The organism is Streptomyces sp. NPDC018693 (assembly GCF_044391385.1).
GTDB lineage: Bacteria > Actinomycetota > Actinomycetes > Streptomycetales > Streptomycetaceae > Streptomyces.
Genome location: NZ_JBIRZZ010000003.1, coordinates 438,957 through 459,546 on the forward strand (window position 1 = coordinate 438,957; position 20,590 = coordinate 459,546).

A 20,590-nucleotide genomic window follows, 5' to 3' on the forward strand; every position below is an offset into this window, starting at 1 on the left:
TACGTACGGTCGGGGAGCGCGTCAGCCCTTCAGCTCCGCCGCCACCAGCTCCGCCAGCTGCACCGCGTTCAGCGCGGCGCCCTTGCGGAGGTTGTCGTTGGAGATGAACAGCGCCAGGCCGTGCTCCACGGTCTCGTCGCGGCGGATACGGCCCACGTACGACGGGTCCTGGCCGGCCGCCTGGAGCGGCGTCGGGATGTCGGTGAGGGCGACACCGGGGGCGCCGGCGAGCAGCTCGGTCGCGCGCTCGGGGCTGATCGGGCGGGCGAAACGGGCGTTGACCTGCAGCGAGTGACCGGAGAACACCGGGACGCGCACGCAGGTGCCGGAGACCTTCAGCTCGGGGATCTCCAGGATCTTGCGGGACTCGTTACGGAGCTTCTGCTCCTCGTCCGTCTCGCCCAGGCCGTCGTCGACGATCGAGCCGGCGAGGGGGAGGACGTTGAAGGCGATCGGGCGCTTGTACACGCCGGGCTCGGGGAAGTCGACCGCCGAGCCGTCATGGGTGAGCTTGTCGGCGTCGGCGATCACCTTCTGCGCCTGGCCGTGCAGCTCCGCCACGCCCGCGACGCCGGAGCCGGACACCGCCTGGTAGGTGGCGACGACCAGCGCCTCCAGGCCGGCCTCCGCGTGCAGCGGCTTCAGGACCGGCATCGCGGCCATGGTCGTGCAGTTCGGGTTGGCGACGATGCCCTTGGGGCGGTCCGCGATCGCGTGCGGGTTCACCTCGGAGACCACCAGGGGCACCTCGGGGTCCCGGCGCCAGGCCGAGGAGTTGTCGATCACGACGGCGCCCTGCGAGGCGACCTTCTCGGCCAGCGCCTTCGAGGTCGCGCCGCCCGCGGAGAAGATCACGATGTCCAGGCCCGTGTAGTCGGCGGTCGCCGCGTCCTCGACCGTCACACCGTCCAGGACCGACCCGGCCGAGCGGGCCGAGGCGAACAGGCGCAGCTCGGTGACCGGGAAGTTCCGCTCCTTGAGGATGCTGCGCATGACCGTGCCGACCTGACCGGTGGCTCCGACGATTCCGACCCTCACGGCGACTCCCTGTCTCGATTCCTGCGTGTTGCCCATGTGCGGCTTGGCTTGGCCGAGGCTTTTCCATCATGCGGCCGACCCCGGCCCACCTGTCCAATCGTTTGGGGCCGCTGGTCATTCCATGGGACGCCCGGCGGCGATCACCGGTTGCGGAAAAACCGCTCGCACCCCAGCTGAACTGCAGAAATTCGCTCCAGTGAGCCCCGGCGCCGCAAGCTCGCCTGCCCGTCGGGCGCTCGCCCACACGGCAGTGTGACGTACGCCTCTGCGCGGCGCGGAAATCTCTTCGAACCCCGTCGAACGTTTCCACCCCCACCGGCGTCATAGGGAAAACGCGGCGAGGGGAGGGCCTGCGGTGCTGCGTGGGAAGGCCCGCCGCGGCCGGCGGACGGTCGTGGCCGACGGGGGTGGCCACGGCGACGATCCGCTGGACGCGGCGCAGGAACGCCGGGTGCGGGCGGTGCTCGCGCTCGGCGGGGTACCGCAGGCGGACCTGCTGGACGGGGTGCAGCAGGTCCGCCTGCGGTTGCTGGAGCGGGCCGCCGGGGGCCACGAGGCGCCCCGGGACGTCTCGGCGTGGGCGGCGGTGGTCGCCTCCAACCTCGCGATGGACTGGCACCGCGCGAAGCGCCGCCAGGAGCGGCTGGGGGAGCGGCTGGCCTCGCTGCGCCAGCTCGAACAGCCCTCCGGCGAGGACAGCAGCGTCCTCTCCGTGGCCCTCGCCCAGGGCCTCGACGAGCTGCCCGCCGCCCAGCGCCAGGTCGTCGTCCTGCGTTTCTACGCCGATCTGCCGGTGCGCTCCATCGCCGAGGAGCTCGGCGTCCCGGAGGGCACGGTCAAGAGCCGCCTGCACACGGCGGTCCGGGCCCTGCGCGCCCGCCTGCACGAGGACGAGGTGGTGTGACATGCCCGCCGCACACGACGAGCCCGGCGCCCGCGACCCCCTGATGGCCGCACTCACCGACGCGCCCCTCTCCGACGAGGAACGCGCGGACCCCGCCTTCATGGCCGAACACCGATCTGCCACAGCCGACCTGACCCACCTGCGCAGCCGGCTCCACACCCTCGCCGAGACCCTGATCAGCGAGGCCCTCACACCGGCGGACGCGGGTACGGAGGGCGCGGCTGAGCCGACGGAGCCGCGCGTCGAGGACCTGGCCACCTCGGCGGGGCCGCCCGCCGAAGGACCGGCTGCCTCGCCGGGGCGGCGTGGAGCGGAGTTGGCTGCGACGGCGGACGCGCGTGTTGAGGGGGCGGCCGGGCCGGCGGATACGCGTGTCGAGGGGATGCCCGCCTCGGCGGATGCCCGTGCCGGGCAGTCGGCCGCGTCGGCGGGGGCGCGTGGCGAGGGGTCGGCCGCCTTGGATGGGGCTTTGGATGCGTCTGTCGAGAGAGCCGCTGGGTCGGCGGACGCGCGTGTCGAGGGGACGCCCGGGGCCGGTGGTGGGGCGGGGGAGCCGGCCGGGGCGGGGCCTGGCTCCGTTGTGCCGTTGCGGCGGTCCCGGCGGCGGCTGTTGGGGGTGGCCCTGCGGGGCGTGGGCGTGGCGGCCGCCGGTGTGCTGGTGGTGGGTGCGGGGTTGCTGGTCGCGCGGATCGGGGCCGACGGGGCGAGTGACCTCGGGGCCGGTGCCGATGAGAAGGGGGTGCAGGCCAGTTCCGGGGCGGGCGCGGACTACGGGGAGGCGTACGGTGGCCCCCTGGGCGATCCCGCGTACCTCGCCTGTGCTCGTACCGTCGTCGAGGGCGATGTGACGGACGTCCGGGCGGCCGGTGCCGACGACCAGCGCGTCACCCTGCGCGTCACCCGCTCGTACAAGCCGGAGACGGCCGCCGCCGGCGTGTACCTCGACATCATCCTGCCGCGGGACCTGGACCCGCTGCTCGCCGAGGGCGACCACGTCCTTGTCGGCCTGTCGCCTGGCTCGGCCTCCCCGGACGTGTGGGCGGTCGGCGAGAGCGACATCGCGCGGGAACGGTCGTCGCTCGGGCGCGCGCTGCCCCAGGCGGAGCGCCGGACCTGTGAGACGGGCGAGTGAGGACGATGACGTACGCCCTCGCCATGGCGTACGCCTGACCATGACGGACGTCTGACCAGGACGTACGTCTGACATGGCGAAGGGGCGGGCGCCCCCCGCGCGCCCGCCCCTCCCAGCCGTACAAGCTCTCCGGCTCCTACGGCTCGTTCTTGTCCCACACCCAGCTGCCGGTCTCCTCGATCGGCTTCTCCGCCTTGGGCAGCTGCGGTTCACCGTCCGCCGCGGACGCGGCGGAGGCCCCGAGCGTCAGGGGCAGTGCCAGGGCCGCGATGACCGCCGCGCTGCCGAGGGCGGCCCGAACGGCTCGCCTGGTGATGTGATTCATGCTGTGCCTCTGCAATCCTTCGTTCCCAAGCGTCTGCGGACACGATCATGTTGCGTCGCCCATGTCCCTGTCACCACATCTCCGCTGGCATGAGGCGGACATGGCAGCCTCATGCCAGCCCCGCGCCCGACGACGGCCGCACGCCCCACGGGGCGCTCAGATAGCGGTCGGGGGCGCAGCCGCCGAGCGTCCATCCGGACAGCGGCCCGGGCAGGTCCAGCCAGTACTCCCAGCCGCGCCGGGCCAGGTGCGTCGCCTCGTCCAGGGTCGCCGCCTCGGCGAACGTCATGGCCACGAACGACGTCCCCCAACGGGCCGGCGAGACATGCGCGATCCCCGGCCGGGGAGCCGCGCCGCACAGCCGGGCGACGTCCTCTACCCACCGCTCGCCGAGCGTGCCGTCCGGCGGGGCGGCGCCGTGGGAGACCACGGGCCCGGGCGGCGGGGGCAGGAGGACGACCTTGACTGCGTACACCTGCCCGACCTTAGGCAGCGGACCGCCCCGGAACCCCGCGTCACACCTGACAGCCAGCGGTCATGGCAGCGACCGGCCACCACCCCACCCACCGCACCGACACCCCACCCCGCCCGTCGCCCACCTCACAACCACCGCGCCGCACCACCACCCGCGCGCCGGCCGGGCACCCCCCTCACAGCCACGCCGTCCCGCCTCCGCACCCCGCCCGTCGGGCCTCCTCACAGCCCCGCCCCGCGGTCACCAGCCTCCCAGCCACCCGTGCGGTCCCGCGTGTCTCCCCAGCCGTGCCCGCCACACAGCCACCATCGCCACCACCGGGCACCTGCACCCCGCCAGTCACGGCCTCACAACCACCCCCGCCGCACCGCCTCCGCCCCCGCCTGGAACCGGCTCTGGACGCCGAGTCGTTTCTGCAGGTCGGCCGTGTTGCGGCGGACGGTGCGCAGGGAGACGCCCATCTTGCGGGCGATGCCCTCGTCGGTCATCCCCGCCGCGAGCATCTTCAACAGCGCGGCCTCCCGGTCGGTGGGCGCGTCCGCCGAGGGGTCCTGGGGCGCCTCGCCGAGTGTCGCCGCGTTCTCCCAGACCAGGTCGAAGAGCTCCTCCAGGGCCCGCACCATGCTGGGGTAGCGGATCAGCAGGGCTCCCTGCCGGCTGTCGTCGGGGTCGATGGGGATCACGGCCGCGCTGCGATCGCAAAGGATCATGCGCATCGGCAGCGTCGGCACGGTCCGGGTCTCGCCCCCGATGGACGCGAGCCAGGTCGCGTACTCGACGGTCGCGGAGTCGTTGCGGACGCTGTCGAGATAGACGGTCCGCATCCGGACCCCACGCGCCAGGTTCTGCTCGTCGAGCGGCCGGCCCGCCTCCAGCGCCGCCGCGCTGAGCGCCCCGCCGGGCGCGAAGGTGCGTACGTCGGACCGGGCGCCGTGCGCCAGCTCCATCAGCCGGACCCGCACCGCGTCGACGCCCTCCAGCCGCTCCACCCCGCTGCCTGCCCGATGGGCGGTGATGGCCGTGTACTCGGAGGCCAGCTCGGCCAGCGCGGCGCGCTCCTTGGACAACCGCGCGCGCTGCTCGTCGAGTTCGGCCTCCTTGCGCAGCAGCAGCGGGGAGAACACGACGTCGGGGCTGACCGGCACGAACTGGTGGTCGGTGGCCTCGTGCAGCAGGGACAGCTGGGTGAGCCGGTCGAGGGCGGCACGAGCCTCGGCCGGGGTGAGTCCGGTCTCCCGGGCGATGTCCTCCAGCGTCCAGGACGGGTGCAGCAGCAGGGCCCGGTAGACGTCGTGCGTCGAGTCGTCTATGCCGATGGAATCCAGCAAGGTGCGTGCCCCCTGGCGAAAATCGGTGACTGGTCAGGTCAGCTGGGCCGACGGTACCGGATCTTCCGCAACCGGCCGACCGGGAAAGCCCGCTGGCAGGATCCGGCCATGGCCACCGGGTGCCAGCCGGGAAGCGGTCCCGGGCGGCACGGGTGGGCCTAATCTCATGGCAACGGGGCCGACGACGCGATTCCGGTTCGTTCCCGGCCTTCTTCAACTTCCGTACCCTCAAGGGGAATACACGCATGCCCACGCACTCCGGTTCCACCTGGCGCAAGGCGGCTCGCCTCGCCGTGACGACCGTCGCCCTCAGCACCCTCGCCTCGACCGCCCCGGCCGCCTTCGCGAACGAGGCCGACCCGGTCGCCGACGAGATCGTCATCGGCACCCAGCCGCCCGCCGAGCCCGAGGAGACCGGCCTCAGCGAGGTCGCCCCCGGGGACGCCGCGCAGGAGCCGGGCACCGACCCGAACGATGACCTGCAGCTGCCCAGGCCGCCCAAGCCCGGCGGCGACACCCCCGACCGCGAGATCTGCGATCGGGCCAACGTCTACATCCCGCAGACCAAGGGCGGCCAGTACCACAAGGGCGTGGGGGCGACCCTCTCGAACACCAACAGAACCTCCCGCACGATCACCTCGCAGTTCACCTCCGAGGTGTCCGGCACGGTCGGCGTCAGCGTCACCGCGGGTCTCACCGTCAGCGTCAACACCATGCTCACCAAGATCGAGGGCAAGTACGACGTCAACCTGCACGCCTCGCTGACCGCCAAGCTCGGCAACAACGTCACGGCGTCCACCCCGCCCGGCAAGACGACCAACGCCAAGTACGGCGTCTACCGGCTGAAGAACACCGGCACCAGCTACAAGATCTACGACAACTGCCAGACGTCGGCGAAGAAGACCATCACCAGCTACTCGCCGCTGAAGGTCGGCTGGTACGTATGGGAGAGCTGACCTGGCGCCGGACCGTGGCGGTGACCGCGGTCTGTCTGGCGGCCGCGCTGGGCAGCGGCTGCTCAGGGAGCGAGAGCGGGAACGGCAGCGGTAACGGGAACGGGACGCCGACCACGTCCACGGAACCCGCGCCGGCCGGGGCGGCGGCCAAGTCGCCCGAACCCACGGGGAGTCCGACCGCGGAGACGCGGCGGGCGGAGCACATCGACGGGGAGTCCGTGACCAAGGCGCCCCAGGTCTTCGACGGCGAAGTGATCGCGGAAGTGGCGGACGCGCGGGGGAACGGCGTCGTGCCGCTGAAGGACGGGGTGGGCGCCGGACCGGTGTCCATCGCCGTCAACTGCCAGGGAGAGGGAACGCTCACCGTGGAGCTGAAACCCACGGGACTCTCCTTCCCCCTGGAGTGCGTCGCCGGAGAGGTCAGCAGCACCTACAACCAGTTCGCCCTCAAGAGGGCGCGCGCGGACGCCGTACTGCAGGTGACCGCGGGGTCGCAGGTGCGCTGGGCACTGTCCGTCGGACAGTGAGGGAAGGGCAGGGGGAGGGTGCCACGAGGGGAGCATCCACCCCCTGCCCCTTCATGCATGTCGGCGTCAGCCGGTGACCTTCTCGATCACGACCGTGCCGACGCCCGCGGCCGTGCCCCGGGCGTTGATCAGCCGGACCTCGCCGAAGAGCTGACGGCCCTCGGGACCGGCCGACTTCGCCACGACCTCACCGGAGATCGTCGCGGACGCGCCGCTGGCGATGGAGACCGTCCTGGCCGTGTCGACGTTCACCGTGCCGAGGTCGGCGGAGAAGAAGACGTCGCGGTAGGCGAACGTCGTGGTGCCCGCCGGCACGCTGTAGCCCTCGATCACGATGGTGTACGTCCCGGCGGCGGGCTCGGTCAGGCTGACCGACTCCTCCGAGTCACCGTCGGCGGACTGGCCGACGGTCACACCGTCCTTGACGACGTACAGGTCGAGGTCGGCACCCGGGTCGGAGGTCGAGCCGATGGACACGTCGAACCGCTCGGCGCCCTCGGGGACGACGACCGTGGTCTGCTGCGTCTCGTGGTGGCCGATGGTGGGCGTCCCGATCTTCGCGGAGCCCAGCGAGCCGCCCTCCAGCTTGCCCTCCAGGGCCGCGAAGTCGTTGGTCACGGTCCATTCGGCGGTGACCGGCGTACCGACCGTCGCCTCGGGGACGGTCCGCACGGCCGGCTCGAAGACCGTGCCGAGCACCGAGACGTCCAGCTGGTACGGGTTGTCGAGGTACGGCGAGGTGCGCCGCGACTCGACCTCGATCTCCCACACGCCCGGCATCGGGTCGGTGTACGTGCGCAGGTCGGGACGGCAGGTGTTGGGGTTGTCGGGCAGCGAGTAGTGCGGGTAGCAGTAGATCGTCGAGCTGTCCTCGACGGCCACGCCGTACGGGTGGATCGAGATGAAGCGCGTCTGGCTCTTGCCCTTCAGCCCGCCGAGCGCGACCTCCAGGGTCTTCGCGCCCTCCGGCACCGTCACGAAGTAGGAGTGGCTGCTGTTGCGCTGCACGGAGGCGGACTTGGAGAACGCGTACGACGGCTTGGCCAGCTCGTGCGAGACGACGACCGTGGTCAGGATCTGCTTGTCGACGCCCTCGGTGTCCTCGTCGTCCAGCTCCAGGATGGCGCTGTGCACACCGGCGGTCTTCGCCTTCGCCTGCACCTTGACGGTGACCGGCTTGTTCAGCGGCAGCTTCACCTCGTCGTCGCCGAGCAGCTTGAAGGTGCCGTCGTTGGTCTTCCAGTCCAGCTCGTGCTCGACCGTGCCGGCCGGGCCGGACGTACGGGTGATGGTGACGTCGTACGTCTTCTTCTGGCCGACCTTCAGGCCGCCCTCACGGTCGTAGAGGCCGGTGCCGAAGCCCGGCTCCTTCAGCAGCTGGTCGATCGCGGTGTCGACCGGCGCCTTGACGGTGTAGTCGTGCGCGGTGGCGCCGTCCTTGATGGCGTCCCACGCCCGGACGATGCTGATCAGACCCGAGCCCTGGACATGCGCCGCGACACCCTTGATCGGCTTCGCGGTGCTGGTCAGCGCGGTGCGCAGGGTCAGCGGGGACAGCTCGATGCCGCGCTGCTTGGCTGCGGACAGCAGCAGTGCGGCGGCGCCGGCGGCCTGCGGGGAGGACATCGAGGTGCCCTGGAGCATGGCGTAGCCGGGAGGCAGGCTGTAGCCGGCCTCGGCGGTCGGGGCGCCCGGCGACCAGGTCTGGATGGTGTTGATGGCGGCGCCCGGCGCGGTCAGCGTCGGGGTGAAGCCGCCGTCCTCACGCGGGCCCGCGGAGGAGAAGGGCAGCATCGCGTACTTCTTCTCCACGACCGAGCCGTAGTTGGCGGCCCAGGTCTCCTTGGAGATGGAGGCGCCGACGCTGATCACCTTGTCGGCGAGAGCGGGGTCGCCGATGGTGTTCGTGCCCGGGCCCTCGTTGCCGGCGGAGATCACCAGCTGGACGCCGTACTCGTCGATGAGGCGGGTGTAGAGCGCCGCACGGGCGTTGTTGCCGTCGTTCAGCGGGGGCAGACCACCGATCGACATGTTGACGATGTCCACGCCGCGCTTGGTGACGAGGTCGATCATGCCCTCGGTGAGCGCGATGTTGGTGCAGCCGCCGGTCCAGGTGCAGGCCCGGGAGGAGACCAGCTTGGCGCCGGGTGCCGCGCCGTTCATCTTGCCGCCGAACAGGCTGTTGGCGGCGGTGATGCCGGCGACGTGCGTGCCGTGCCGGCCCTCGATGACGCCGATGCTGACGTAGTCCGCCTTGTCACCGGCCGTGTTGTAGGTGACGTCCTTGCGGATCTCCACGACGAACGGGATGCGCTCGGCGACCGCGGTCGACGGGTCGTCCGTGCCGAAGTAGCCGATCTGGAAGCCGTCCTTGTACGGCTTCATGGCCTCGTTGTTCGTGAAGTCCCCGTCGTTGTCGAGGTCCACACGGACGGTGCCGGCGGCCGCGTCGTACAGCACGCCCCACACGTCGGTGGTGTCGCCGTCGCGGTTGAGGTCACCGGCCATGTCGCCGCCGCGGGTCGCGGACTCGGCGAACAGCTGCAGCTTGTGGGCTCCCTCGGGCGCCTTCCAGGTGCGGCCGCCGGCGGTGAACACGGGGCCGGTCACCGAGGCGCTCATCCGCAGCCAGGTGCCGTCACGGTCGGTGACCGGGTCGGTGGCGGTCACCCAGTCGACGATCTTGCGCTCGCCGGTGGTGGTCTTCTGCAGCGCCGGGTGGCCGAGGTCGACACCGGAGTCCATGATGCCGATGGTGATCCCACGGCCGTCGTACTTCGGGTGGTCCTTCACGAAGTCCACCGCGCCCGTCTCGAAGGACGGGTTGTACGGGTTCTTGGCGGGGGTCTTCTTGCCGGGCGCGGGGTAACCGGCACCGGAGGCGGCCGAGGCGTCGGCGGCGGCGCCCGGGGACGGGTCGTCCAGCGCGATCTCGTGGCGGAGGTCGATCGCCTCCACCGAGGAGAGCTTGGTGGCGGCCGTGATGGTCTTCTCGGCCTTGGCCGTCGGGACCGTGGCGCGGACATAGCCGAGCTTGTCGTCGGTCTTGCCGATCAGGGTGCCGCCGGCGGCCTTCAGCTGGTCGCTGACCTGCTCGGTCTGGCCGGGCTTCGTCGCCACCATGAAGGTGACCGTCTTCTCGCCCTCGGCCTTCGCCTCGGCGAGCAGCTGGGCGTCGTCCGAACCGAGCTTGTCGTCCGCGGACTTGACGGAGGCGCTCGGCGCGGGCGCGGGCACCGGCTCGTCGGCGGTCGCGGCGAAGGCCAGCGGAATCGGCCCGGCAGCGGACAACGCGGCCACGAGACCGGCGGCGACGGCTGTGCGCGCCACGCGTCTCGTGACCGGTGTCGAACCGCTATGGGGGGTGTGGGTCATCGGCATCCCTTGCGAATAAAGGAACGGGCGAACGTGCGTCGGACGATCGCACAGCTTTATGCAAGGGAAGGGAATATGGGGAGAGTTGACCGAATCGAAATGGATCTATGGGGAAAACCCGCGATGGGCATTACGGGCGGACGGGGACAGCCGTGACATACCCGTGAGGTGTTGTGGTGACGCGTTGACGCGTCGTCATGTGTCCTTCGAGCGCGCGTAGTGCCGGGAGGCTTTGGCGCGGTTGCCGCAGGCGGCCATGGAGCACCAGCGGCGGGTGCCGTTGCGGGAGGTGTCGAAGAAGTGCAGGACGCACGCCTCGTGCGCGCACTTGCGGATCCGGTCGGGCGCGGCGGTGAGGAGTTCCAGGTAGTTACGGGCGGCCAGCCAGGCCGGGCCCCAGGCCGGGTCGCGGAACTCCGTCCGCTCGCCGGGGCCTTCGGCGGTGAGGGTGGGGCGGATGCGGCCGTGTTCGAGGACGGCGTCGACGCGGGCGGTGTGCGCATCGTCCGTGCGTGACGCGTCCACGGCCGAGCGGAGTGCGTCCCGCGTCGTGAGCAGGTGCCGCAGGGTCGTCGCGTCGGCGGCGAAGTCGGCGTCGAGGCCGTTGGCGGCCAGCCACACCGCCAGTCCTTCGGTGTCCCGGAGCAGGTCCCGCAGGGCGCCGTCGCCCACCCATCGTGTGTTGAGCAGGTCGAGTGCGAGCGGCTCGCCGATGAGGGGGCGGGGGTCGTGGGGCTTGGGCATCCGGGGCCTCCTTGCGTACTAACCACTTAAGGGTACGTGACCGGTTGACGCACCCGTATCTAACCTCTAAAGTCGCTTATACAGGTTAGGAATCGCTCCTCAAGGAGGCCCCGTCATGGCTCTGCGCACCGGCCACATCGGCCTGAACGTCACCGACATCGCCCGCTCGCTGGACTTCTACCGGGACGTCCTCGGCTTCACCGTGATCGGCGAGGGCAAGGAGGAGGGGCGGCGGTACGCCTTCCTCGGCGACGGCACGACCCTGATCCTCACGCTCTGGCAGCAGGCCGAGGGCCTCTACGAGCCCGAGCGCGCCGGCCTCCACCACCTCGCCTTCGAGGCCGACTCCCTCGACCGGGTCAAGGAGTACGAGACGGCGCTGCGCGGGTACGGCGTCGAGTTCGCGTACGACGGCGTGGTCGCCCACGGCGAGGGCGCGGCCTCCGGCGGCATCTTCTTCCATGACCCCGACGGCACGCGGCTGGAGATCTCGGTGCCGACGGGGGTACAGGGGGCACCGGCGCCCACGGAGGCGGCTCCGACCTGCGGGTTCTTCTAGATCTTTCTTGCGGAGGAGGTTCAGGGCGATGAGCATCTACCACGTCGGCTCGCGCGCCGTGCAGGACCGGGTCGGCGTGCGCGACCTGGCCGACCATGTCGGCCGCTCCATCCTGGGCGGCATCAAACCGGTCGCGGCCGCCTTCCTGGAGCTCCAGCCGCTGCTCTTCGTGGGCGCCGCCGACCCGGCGACGGGCGCGGTGTGGGCGACGGCGCTCGCGGGCACCCCGGGGTTCGTCCGGGCCACCGGGCCCCAGCGGATCTCCGTCGCGGGCGACGCGCTGCTCTCGGCCGACGACCCGCTCGCCACGGCCCTCGCCACCCCCGGCACGGCGGTCGGCACCATCGCCCTCGACCCCCGCACCCGCCGCCGTATGCGCCTCAACGGCCGCGCACGGCCCACGGAACGCGGCTTCGCCGTCGACGCCGACCAGGTGTTCTCCAACTGCCCCAAGTACCTGCAGAAGCGGGAGTCGTACGAGATCGTCGACCGCACGCCGGGTGAGCCGGTCCGCGGGGAGGAACTCACCGCCGACCAGGCCGGGTTCATCGCCTCGGCCGACACCTTCTTCCTGGCCACCGTGCGCGACGGCGGGGCCGACGCCAGCCATCGGGGCGGCAACCCGGGGTTCGTACGGGTCGACTCCTCCCGCGAACTGAGCTGGCTGGACTACCCGGGCAACTCCATGTTCCTCACCCTCGGCAACCTCACCACCGACCCGCGCGCCGGCCTGCTTCTCCTCGACTGGACGACGGGCCGCACCCTGCACCTCACCGGCCGCGCGCGGGTCGAGTACGGCACCGACGGCACCCGCACGACCCGCTTCACCCTCACCGAGGCCGTAGACACGCCGTCCGCCGTCCCGCTGCGCTGGTCGGCGCCGCGATACTCACCTGCCAATCCGGCCCGGGCGCGTTAACTTGCCTGGATGCGACGAAGGTTGAGGGTGGCGGCCTACGCCGTGTGCGTCCGCGACGGACAGCTCCTGCTGGCCCGCTCCCCGGCGGAGGACGGCACCCCCGAGTGGGTCCTGCCCGGCGGCGGCATGGAGCACGGGGAGGACCCGCACGACACGGTCGTGCGTGAGCTGGAGGAGGAGACCGGTTACCGCATCGAGGTGACCGGCCTCCTCGGTGTGGACTCCGCCCGCCACTTCCGTCCCCGCCGCGGGCTGCGCCGTGCGGTGGACCATCAGGGGGTACGGCTCGTGTACGAGGGGCGGGTGGTCGGCGGTGAGCTGCGCTACGAGGTCGGCGGGTCGACGGACATGGCCGCCTGGCATCCCCTGGAGGACGTTCCCGGCCTGGTCCGGGTCCCGCTGATCGATGCGGCTCTGCGGTTGTGGACCGTCAGGGCTTGGGGGAGGGGAGGAGGAAGCTGAGGAGGCCGGCGGGGCTGGTGGGCGCCGCCCGCTCCTTGGGGCGGGCACACCAGAGGAGGGGCCGCCGGTCCTCTCGACCGGTGGCCCCTCCTCTCCCCTCCTGATGTGCCCCGTTCGTCACTGGCGGGGCAACACCACGACATAGGCGGCCGGGTCGCGGTCCGTGGCGGCCATGAGGGCCGTGCGGACCACGGCCGCCTGTTGTTCCATCGCGTCGCGCAGCTTCCTCGGGGTGATGTGGACGACCGTGATGCCGAGGCGTTCGAGGTGTTCGCGCTTGCGGGCGTACTCGGACCAGAGGGCGTCGTCGTCCTGGCGTGGCGCGCGGGTGTCGAGCTCGACGGCGACCGCCTGCTCCGGCCAGTAGGCGTCCAGGCCGCCGAGGTGGGGGCCGCCCGGGAGGCGCAGGTCGACGTTCCAGACGGGGTCGGGGAGTCCGTACTCGCGGACCATGCGGTAGAGGCGGTGCTCGGCGATCGCTCGGCCCTCGGCGAGGAGGGAGTCCACCGCGTCCACCACGTGCGGGTGGTTCAGGAGCTTGGCCCGGCTCAGTTCGCGGACGACGGAGGCCGGGTCGCAGTGGCCGCCGCGTACCGCCTCGGTGAGGAGTCGGCGCACCGCGCCCGCGTCCGTCAGGCTCGCCACTGCGTCGGCCAGGGCGCGGGGGACGGGAGCGACCGGGACGTCTGTGGCGTACTCGGGGGGCGGGAGGTCCGGGGTGCGGACGATACGGGCGCAGCCCGTCGAGCGCAGGCGGCGCAGGCGGGGGACCAGGACGTCGAACTGCTCCAGGGAGAGCAGCGGGGGAGCGGAGGAGAAGCCGTGGAGGTTCAAGGCCGCCAGGCCGGTGATCACCGCTTCCTTGTAGACGGGGCGGTGCGGGCCCTCCGCGCCGGGCTGGGCCGGCACCCCGGCCGGGGTCGACTGGCGGGCCGCGTACAGCAGCACCGCGTGCAGCCGTTCCTCGCTGGTCGGCGGGCCCGGGTGGAGCAGGAAGACCCCGGGGAGGAGCTGCTGCCAGGGGCCTCCGGGGCGGCACTGGTCGTTCATCTCGGACGGGGAGACGCCGTGCGTGCGCAGCTGTGCCGTCGTGAGGACGTGGCGCTGGCCGTCCGACAGGTGACGCAGGGGGCGGGGGGAGAGCGGGGAGGTCGGGGAGACCGGGGGGAGCGGGGTGTTGTGGTTCATGCGATCGGGATTCCGCTCCCGATCCGGGTCTTAACCGCTGTTACACGCTCGTCGACAAATGCAGACAAGGCTGCACTAAAGGACGGGTGTTCGGATGTCGAGTAGGCACCGAAAACCCCTGGTCCGGATGGGTGGGACCAGGGGGTTACGGGCCTGATTGCCGGTATTTCGTAACGGTGGCCGTACGCCTAATTCATGGCCAGAGGTGGCCCGTTGTCAGGAGTGGGGCGCAGCCTCCGCGTCGCACGCCTGTCCTCGCAGGGCGCGGGCCAGGTCGTCGCGGGCCTCCAGGACCAGGCGGCGCAGGGCCGGCGCCGCGTCCGTGTGGGCCGCCAGCCACGCGTCGGTCGCCGCCAGCGTCTCCGGGGAGTCCTGGAGCGACGGGAACAGGCCCGACACGACGTCCATGCCGATCTGGATCGAGCGCTCCGCCCAGACACGTTCGATGACCGCGAAGTACTTGTCCGTGTAGGGGGCGGTGAGCTCTCGCTGGGAGGGGCGGGCGAAGCCTGCGATCGTCGCCGTGACCAGGGCGTTGGAGAGCGTGTCCGACTCCACCACCTGCGCCCATGCCTGCGCCTTGACCGCCGGGGAGGGGCGGGCGGCCAGACAGCGGACCTGGTGGCGCTTGCCGGAGGCGGTGTCGTCGCGGGCCAGTTCGGCGGCCAGCTCCTTCTCGCCGACGACGTCGTGCGCGGCCAGCGCGTCCAGGAACGCCCAGCGCAGCTCCTGGTCGACCTCAAGGCCCGGCAGGGTGACGGTGCCGTCCAGGAGAGCGGTCAGGAGGTCGAAGTGGGCGGGCAGGGCGGCCACCCGCGCGGTGAACCTCGCCCACGCCAGCTGCTGCTCGCTGCCCGGCTCGGCCGCGTACAGCTGGACCGCCGCGCCCTCTGCCAGACGTCGGGAGGTCTGCTCGCGTGCGCCCGGGGTGACGTAGTGCTCGACCGCGCCCTCCGCCCAGGCGTGGAGCATCTGGAGGACGCCGATGTCGGACTCGCGGCCCGCGAAGCGCAGCACCAGGTCGATGAACTCCCGGGCGGGGAGCAGCGCGTCCCGAGTCATGTTCCACAGGGCCGACCAGCACAGGGCGCGGGCGAGCGGGTCGGTCACCGAGCCGAGGTGGTCCCGCAGCGTCGCCAGGGACGTCTCGTCGAAGCGGGTCTTGCAGTAGGTGAGGTCGTCGTCGTTGACGAGGACCAGTTCCGGGGCGTCGGCGTCGGCCAGTTCGGGGACCAGGGTGCGGGGCCCGTCGACGTCCACCTCCGCGCGGGCGTACCGCTCCAGTGCGCCGGTCCCGGTGCGGCGGTAGAGGCCGATCGCCACCCGGTGCGGTCGCAGCTCGGGGTGGGACTCGGGGGCCTCCTGGAGCACCGCCAGCTCGTCGACGCGGCCCTCGGTGTTCAGCAGGACCTGGGGGGTGAGGGAGTTGACGCCGGCTGTCTGGAGCCAGGAGCGGGCCCACGCGGCCATGTCGCGGCCGCTGGTCTCCTCCAGGGCCGCGAGGAGGTCGCCGAGGCGGGTGTTGCCGTAGGCGTGGCGCTTGAAGTAGCGGCGGGCGCCCTCCAGGAACGCCTCCTGGCCCACGTACGCCACCAACTGCTTGAGCACCGAGGCGCCCTTGGCGTAGGTGATGCCGTCGAAGTTGAGCTTGGCGTCCTGGAGGTCGCGGATGTCGGCCGTGACGGGGTGCGTGGAGGGCAGCTGGTCCGCGCGGTACGCCCATGCCTTGCGGCGGTTGGCGAAGGTGATCCAGCCGTCCTGGAAGCGGGTCGCGGCGAGGCCGAAGGTGCCCATGAAGTCCGCGAAGGACTCCTTCAGCCACAGGTCGTCCCACCACTCCATGGTGACCAGGTCGCCGAACCACATGTGCGCCATCTCGTGCAGGATGACGTTCGCCCGCGCCTCGTACGACGCCTGCGTGACCTTGCCGCGGAAGATGTACTCCTCGCGGAACGTCACCAGCCCCGGGTTCTCCATCGCGCCCAGGTTGTACTCGGGCACGAACGCCTGGTCGTACTTCCCGAAGGGGTACGGGTAGTCGAAGTGGTCGTGGAAGAAGTCCAGGCCCTGCTTGGTGAGCAGGAAGACGTCCTCGGCGTCGAAGTGCGGCGCCAGGCCCTTGCGGCACAGGGCGCCGAGGGGGATCTCCAGCGTCGTACCGTCGCCGAGGACCCTCTCGTACGAGTCCGTGACGTAGTGGTAGGGGCCGGCCACGACGCAGGTGATGTACGTCGAGATCGGCTTGGTCTCCGCGAAGCGCCAGACGCCGTCGGACTGCCGGCCGGTGCCGTTGCTCCACACCGTCCAGCCCTCCGGTGCGCGCACCTCGAAGCGGAACGGGGCCTTGAGGTCGGGCTGTTCGAAGTTGGCGAAGACGCGGCGGGAGTCCGCCGGTTCGTACTGGGTGTAGAGGTAGACCTCGCCGTCCTCGGGGTCGACGAAGCGGTGCAGGCCCTCGCCGGTGCGGGAGTAGGCGCACTGGGCGTCGACGATCAGTTCGTTGTCGGCGGCCAGGTCCTCCAGGGTGATGCGTGAGCCGTCGAAGACCTCGCTCGGGTCGAGGTCCCTGCCGTTGAGGGAGACGGCGGTGACGCTGGGGGCGATCAGGTCGGCGAAGCTCGACGCGCCCGGTTCGTTGCAGCGGAAGCGGATCGTGGTGACCGAGCGGAAGGTGCGCGGCTCGCCCTCCGTGGCGGCTGGTGCGTCGCCGGCGGCGGAGCGCACGTCGAGGGACACGTCGTACCCGTCGACGGACAGCAGGGCGGCCCGCTCCCGGGCCTCGTCACGGGACAGGTTCTCACCGGGCACGGGTGGCACTCCCTCGGGTGGTGATCAGTAGGCGGACAGCACCGATCCTGCCATGCGGGCCTGACGGCGGACAGCGGGGAATGGGCCGTGGACCTGTGGTGTTGCAGAGTTCAAACAACCGTTCTGAGGAGACTCATGTCCGACAGCGCGACGCACGCCACGAAGACTCCGGTCGACTTCTGGTTCGACCCGCTCTGCCCCTGGGCCTGGATGACGTCCCGTTGGGTGCTGGAGGTGGAGAAGGTCCGCGACATAGAGGTCCGCTGGCATGTGATGAGCCTCGCCGTGCTCAACGAGGACAAGCTCGACGAACTGCCCGAGGAGTACCGCGACCTGCTCGCCACCAAGGCGTGGCAGCCGGTCCGGGTCGTGACCGCCGCCTGGCAGAAGCACGGCGCCGACATCCTCGGCCCGCTGTACACCGCGCTCGGCACCCGCATCCACAACAACGGCGAGGGCCCGACGATCGAGGCCGTCGCCGGCGCGCTCGCGGACGTCGGACTGCCCGCCGACCTCATCGACTACGCCGAGCAGGAGAACTTCGCGTACGACGCCGAGCTGCGCGCCTCCCACAAGGAGGGCATCGAGAAGGTCGGCCAGGACGTCGGCACCCCGGTCATCGCGGTCCCCGGCCCCGACGGCGAGCAGATCGCCTTCTTCGGCCCGGTCGTCACCCCCGCCCCGAAGGGCGAGGAGGCCGCGCGGCTGTGGGACGGCACGCTCGCGGTGGCGTCGGTGCCGGGCTTCTACGAGATCAAGCGCACCCGGACCAAGGGCCCCGACTTCAGCAACCTGTAGGGTCCGCCCAGCGCGTACGACACGAGGGGTGGGACATGAGCGACCAGGCGGTGAGCGACGGCTCCTGGGCGATCGACGACGAGCAGGGCGGCGAACTGGCCGCCCGCTGGTGGCGGTGGGAGATGTCCGCGCCCGAGGACCTGAGCCCGGTGGCCGACACGACGGGCGAGCACGCCGCCTGGCAGCAGCCCGCCGACCTGTGGTTCCTCGCCGGTACGTACGGCGGGCGGGTCGTCCGGCGCTGTGAAGTGCCCGCCGGGCGGCCCCTGTTCTTCCCGGTCATCAACATCCAGCACACGCTCGGCTTCTCGAAGGAGCCCGTGAAGCTGCCCGTCACCCGGGCCACCGCCCATCTCAACGGCGCCCCGCTGCCGCTGCGCGAGTTCGCCTCCGGCCCCTTCCGCGTGGGGCTGCGGCGGCGCCTGGCCTGGGGCATCTGGGGCGCCGTCGCCCCGCTCACGCCGGGGCAGTACGTCCTGGAGATCAAGGGCGACACCCGGGACGGCTTCTCCGTCGACACGACGTACCACCTCACCGTCGTATGACGGTGAGGGTGTGAGAGAGGGCCCTCGTGCGTCACGTCCTCGCGAGGGCCCTCCCTTCTCTCCGACCTGCCCGCGTGAAGGGTGAGAAGACGATCACGAGGCAGGACGCTCTCAGGGCTGGAGCAGGAGCACGTCCGCGCGGGACCTCGCCGCCTCGTGGCGACGGGCGACGTCCTGCCAGTTGACCACCTGCCACATGGCCTCGATGAAGTCGACCTTCTGGTTCCTGTACTGGAGGTAGAAGGCGTGCTCCCAGGCGTCGAAGACCAGGATCGGGGTGGCGCCCTGGCCGACGTTGCCCTGGTGGTCGTAGACCTGCTCGACGATCAGCCGGCCGCTCAGCGGCTCGTACGCGAGGACGCCCCAGCCGGAACCCTGTGTCGTGGCCGCCGCCTTCGACAGCTGCGCCTTGAAGGCGGCGAACGAGCCGAAGGACTCGGTGATCGCGTCCGCCAGCTCACCCACGCCGTCAGCGGCGAGCGGCTCGCCGCCGCCGTCCTTCGGGCCGCTCATGTTCCGCCAGTAGATCGAGTGCAGGATGTGCCCGGAGAGGTGGAAGGCCAGGTTCTTCTCCAGGCCGTTGATCGACCCCCACTGCTCCTTGTCCCGGGCCTCGGAGAGCTGCTCCAGCGTGTCGTTGGCGCCCTTGACGTAGGCCGCGTGGTGCTTGTCGTGGTGCAGCTCGATGATCTCGGGGCTGATGACCGGGGCGAGCGCGGAGTAGTCGTACGGCAGGTCAGGCAGCGTGTAGACGGGCATGCGGGGTCCCCTCCGGACTCTTATTGCAAATAAGTCGCAACAACAAGCTAGCAGCAAAAAGCCCCCGTGTGGATCACACGGGGGCTCGGTGCGCGGATCTGCGGGGTCAGCCGCGGCGCTTCTGCCACAGGTACCCGAGGGCCGCCAGGGCGAGCGTCATGCCGCCCGACGAGTACAGCTGGACGCGGGTCTCCGGCTCCCGTGCCATCAGTACGAAGATCGCCGCCATCCCGGCCAGCGCCACCCAGGTCAGCCACGGGTACGCCCACATCCGCACGACCAGCTTCCCGGGCGTCTCCCGCTCCAGCCGGCGGCGCAGCAGCAGCTGCGAGACCGCGATGAAGATCCAGACGATCAGGATCACCGCGCCGATCATGTTCAGCAGCCAGGGGAAGGCGTCGTCCGGGCGCACATAGCTGAGCACCACACACCCGAAGCCGAACAGGGACGACGCCAGTACGGCGATCCGCGGCACCCCGCCGGTCACCCGGGCCAGCACCGGCGGGCCCTGGCGCCGCTCGACCAGCGAGTAGGCGATGCGCGACGAGCCGTAGATGTTGGCGTTCATCGCCGACAGCAGCGCGACCAGCACCACCACGTTCATCAGCTGCCCGGCGCCCGGGATGCCCAGGTGGTCCAGGGCGGCGACGTACGGGCCCTTCGTCGCGACGGCCGGGTCGTTCCACGGGACGAGGGTGACGATGACCGCCATCGAGCCGATGTAGAACAGCGCGATCCGCCACATCGCCGTACGGACGGCGCTCGCCACGCCCTTGACGGGGTTCTCCGACTCGGCGGCGGCGATGGTGACCGTCTCCAGGCCGCCGTACGCGAACACCGACGCGAGCAGGCCGATGACCAGGCCCTCGCCGCCGTTCGGCAGGAACTCGGTGAGGTTGCTCGTGCCGGGCGCTTCGGTGCCGGGCAGCACGCCCGCGATGGCCAGCACGCCCAGGACGAGGAAGAGGGTGATCGCGCCCACCTTCAGGGCGGCGAACCAGAACTCGAACTCGCCGAAGTTCTTCACGGCGGCCAGGTTCGTCGCGCAGAAGACCACCATGAACAGCGCCACCCACGCCCACTCGGGCGTGCCCGGCAGCCAGCCGGTGACGATCTTCGCGGCGCCGATGCCCTCCAGGCCCACGGCCGTGCACAGCAGCACCCAGAACGACCAGCCCGCGGTGAAGCCCGCCCAGGGCCCGATCGCCCGCTCGGCGTGCGCCGAGAACGAGCCCGACGACGGGTGGGCCGCCGACATCTCGCCCAGCATCCGCATCACCAGCATCACGAGGAGGCCGGAGAGCGCGTAGGCGAGGACGATCGAGGGTCCGGCGGCGGCGATCCCCGCGCCGGATCCGACGAAGAGGCCCGCGCCGATGACACCGCCGAGGGCGATCATCGACAGGTGGCGCTGTTTGAGGCTGTGGGAGAGGGCGGTGCGTTCGTCGTCCTGTCGGCGCGGCGGCGGACCGACCTTGGTCGTGCTGGGCATGGGCGCGGCTCGTCCAATGCGTGAGAGGGGTGAGGGGGGCAAAACGCCCACAGTGTCGGCGGGGTCGGCGGTGAGAGGGCGTGAGTGTCCGCTATCCGGACGGGATGCCTACGCTGCGTGAGCGAGCGGTTCGCGTGTGATGACCGCCTCGTCGCCCCCGTGACCGGTGTCACGCCGGGGTCCGGTGGGGATCGGTGTAGGGCTCATTCTTTGTGTGGAGCACACCAAGGCCGTGATCCCGCCTTTGTCGGCTACT

19 protein-coding genes are annotated in these 20,590 nt (G+C 71.3%); 9 read left to right on the forward strand and 10 right to left on the reverse strand.

Annotated elements, in window-relative coordinates; all coding sequences use genetic code 11:
• Nucleotides 1-21 precede the first annotated feature (21 nt).
• A complete protein-coding gene (locus ACH5AC_RS10350; protein WP_398861295.1) occupies nucleotides 22-1,038 on the reverse strand; it encodes an aspartate-semialdehyde dehydrogenase in 1,017 nt (338 codons plus the stop codon).
• Nucleotides 1,039-1,393: 355 nt separating this feature from the next.
• Between ACH5AC_RS10350 and ACH5AC_RS10355 the strand changes: the two genes are divergently transcribed.
• Entirely contained in the window at nucleotides 1,394-1,942 is a 549-nt protein-coding gene (locus ACH5AC_RS10355) for an RNA polymerase sigma factor (protein ID WP_398861296.1), read from the forward strand.
• Nucleotide 1,943: 1 nt separating this feature from the next.
• A complete protein-coding gene (locus ACH5AC_RS10360) occupies nucleotides 1,944-3,074 on the forward strand; it encodes a hypothetical protein (protein WP_398861297.1) in 1,131 nt (376 codons plus the stop codon).
• A 136-nt stretch (nucleotides 3,075-3,210) separates the two neighbouring features.
• Here ACH5AC_RS10360 and ACH5AC_RS10365 read toward each other — a convergent pair whose 3' ends face one another.
• The 3 genes from ACH5AC_RS10365 to ACH5AC_RS10375 form a co-directional block, all read right to left on the reverse strand.
• Nucleotides 3,211-3,399: a hypothetical protein gene (locus ACH5AC_RS10365; protein WP_398861298.1), complete on the reverse strand. Its 189-nt coding sequence runs from the start codon at nucleotides 3,397-3,399 to the stop codon at nucleotides 3,211-3,213.
• A gap of 109 nt (nucleotides 3,400-3,508) precedes the next feature.
• The gene (locus ACH5AC_RS10370; protein WP_398861299.1) at nucleotides 3,509-3,874 is read right to left on the reverse strand and encodes a hypothetical protein; all 366 of its coding nucleotides are present in this window, start codon (nucleotides 3,872-3,874) and stop codon (nucleotides 3,509-3,511) included.
• A 347-nt stretch (nucleotides 3,875-4,221) separates the two neighbouring features.
• Entirely contained in the window at nucleotides 4,222-5,202 is a 981-nt protein-coding gene (locus tag ACH5AC_RS10375) for a LuxR C-terminal-related transcriptional regulator (protein WP_398861300.1), read from the reverse strand.
• A gap of 245 nt (nucleotides 5,203-5,447) precedes the next feature.
• Between ACH5AC_RS10375 and ACH5AC_RS10380 the strand changes: the two genes are divergently transcribed.
• Both ACH5AC_RS10380 and ACH5AC_RS10385 read left to right on the forward strand, forming a co-directional pair.
• Complete coding sequence (locus ACH5AC_RS10380; RefSeq protein WP_398861301.1) at nucleotides 5,448-6,158, forward strand: hypothetical protein; 711 nt, start codon at nucleotides 5,448-5,450, stop codon at nucleotides 6,156-6,158.
• Nucleotides 6,146-6,685: a hypothetical protein gene (locus ACH5AC_RS10385; RefSeq protein ID WP_398861302.1), complete on the forward strand. Its 540-nt coding sequence runs from the start codon at nucleotides 6,146-6,148 to the stop codon at nucleotides 6,683-6,685. The genes ACH5AC_RS10380 and ACH5AC_RS10385 overlap by 13 nt, the downstream gene beginning before the upstream one ends.
• A 66-nt stretch (nucleotides 6,686-6,751) precedes the next feature.
• Here ACH5AC_RS10385 and ACH5AC_RS10390 read toward each other — a convergent pair whose 3' ends face one another.
• Complete coding sequence (locus ACH5AC_RS10390) at nucleotides 6,752-10,060, reverse strand: S8 family serine peptidase (RefSeq protein WP_398861303.1); 3,309 nt, start codon at nucleotides 10,058-10,060, stop codon at nucleotides 6,752-6,754.
• Between the two features lie 195 nt (nucleotides 10,061-10,255).
• On the reverse strand, nucleotides 10,256-10,804 hold the full coding sequence (locus ACH5AC_RS10395; RefSeq protein ID WP_398861304.1) for a CGNR zinc finger domain-containing protein: 549 nt from the start codon (nucleotides 10,802-10,804) through the stop codon (nucleotides 10,256-10,258).
• Nucleotides 10,805-10,919: 115 nt separating this feature from the next.
• On the opposite strand from ACH5AC_RS10395, the gene ACH5AC_RS10400 reads away from it, so the two are divergent.
• Genes ACH5AC_RS10400 through ACH5AC_RS10410 form a run of 3 tightly spaced genes read left to right on the forward strand, consistent with a single transcriptional unit; the run spans nucleotide 10,920 to nucleotide 12,744 of the window.
• Nucleotides 10,920-11,363 carry a VOC family protein gene (locus ACH5AC_RS10400; protein WP_398861305.1) on the forward strand — a complete coding sequence of 148 codons (444 nt, stop codon included), beginning with the start codon at nucleotides 10,920-10,922 and terminating at the stop codon, nucleotides 11,361-11,363.
• Between the two features lie 28 nt (nucleotides 11,364-11,391).
• The gene (locus tag ACH5AC_RS10405) at nucleotides 11,392-12,282 is read left to right on the forward strand and encodes a pyridoxamine 5'-phosphate oxidase family protein (protein ID WP_398861306.1); all 891 of its coding nucleotides are present in this window, start codon (nucleotides 11,392-11,394) and stop codon (nucleotides 12,280-12,282) included.
• 9 nt (nucleotides 12,283-12,291) lie between these two features.
• Nucleotides 12,292-12,744, forward strand: a complete 453-nt coding sequence (locus tag ACH5AC_RS10410; protein ID WP_398861307.1) for an NUDIX hydrolase — start codon at nucleotides 12,292-12,294, stop codon at nucleotides 12,742-12,744.
• Nucleotides 12,745-12,861: 117 nt separating this feature from the next.
• Here the strand turns inward: ACH5AC_RS10410 and ACH5AC_RS10415 are convergent, their stop codons facing one another.
• Both ACH5AC_RS10415 and pepN read right to left on the reverse strand, forming a co-directional pair.
• The gene (locus ACH5AC_RS10415) at nucleotides 12,862-13,932 is read right to left on the reverse strand and encodes a hypothetical protein (protein ID WP_398861308.1); all 1,071 of its coding nucleotides are present in this window, start codon (nucleotides 13,930-13,932) and stop codon (nucleotides 12,862-12,864) included.
• A gap of 216 nt (nucleotides 13,933-14,148) precedes the next feature.
• Nucleotides 14,149-16,740, reverse strand: coding sequence for an aminopeptidase N (gene pepN / locus ACH5AC_RS10420; protein ID WP_398861309.1), 2,592 nt, complete (start codon nucleotides 16,738-16,740; stop codon nucleotides 14,149-14,151).
• Between the two features lie 135 nt (nucleotides 16,741-16,875).
• On the opposite strand from pepN, the gene ACH5AC_RS10425 reads away from it, so the two are divergent.
• On the forward strand, nucleotides 16,876-17,538 hold the full coding sequence (locus ACH5AC_RS10425; RefSeq protein WP_398861310.1) for a DsbA family protein: 663 nt from the start codon (nucleotides 16,876-16,878) through the stop codon (nucleotides 17,536-17,538).
• Nucleotides 17,539-17,573: 35 nt separating this feature from the next.
• Nucleotides 17,574-18,083, forward strand: a complete 510-nt coding sequence (locus ACH5AC_RS10430; RefSeq protein WP_398861311.1) for a hypothetical protein — start codon at nucleotides 17,574-17,576, stop codon at nucleotides 18,081-18,083.
• Between the two features lie 111 nt (nucleotides 18,084-18,194).
• Here the strand turns inward: ACH5AC_RS10430 and ACH5AC_RS10435 are convergent, their stop codons facing one another.
• Together ACH5AC_RS10435 and ACH5AC_RS10440 are read right to left on the reverse strand one after the other, a co-directional pair.
• A complete protein-coding gene (locus ACH5AC_RS10435; protein WP_398861312.1) occupies nucleotides 18,195-18,842 on the reverse strand; it encodes a superoxide dismutase in 648 nt (215 codons plus the stop codon).
• A 106-nt stretch (nucleotides 18,843-18,948) separates the two neighbouring features.
• A complete protein-coding gene (locus tag ACH5AC_RS10440; RefSeq protein WP_398861313.1) occupies nucleotides 18,949-20,334 on the reverse strand; it encodes an amino acid permease in 1,386 nt (461 codons plus the stop codon).
• Between the last annotated feature and the right edge of the window lie 256 nt (nucleotides 20,335-20,590).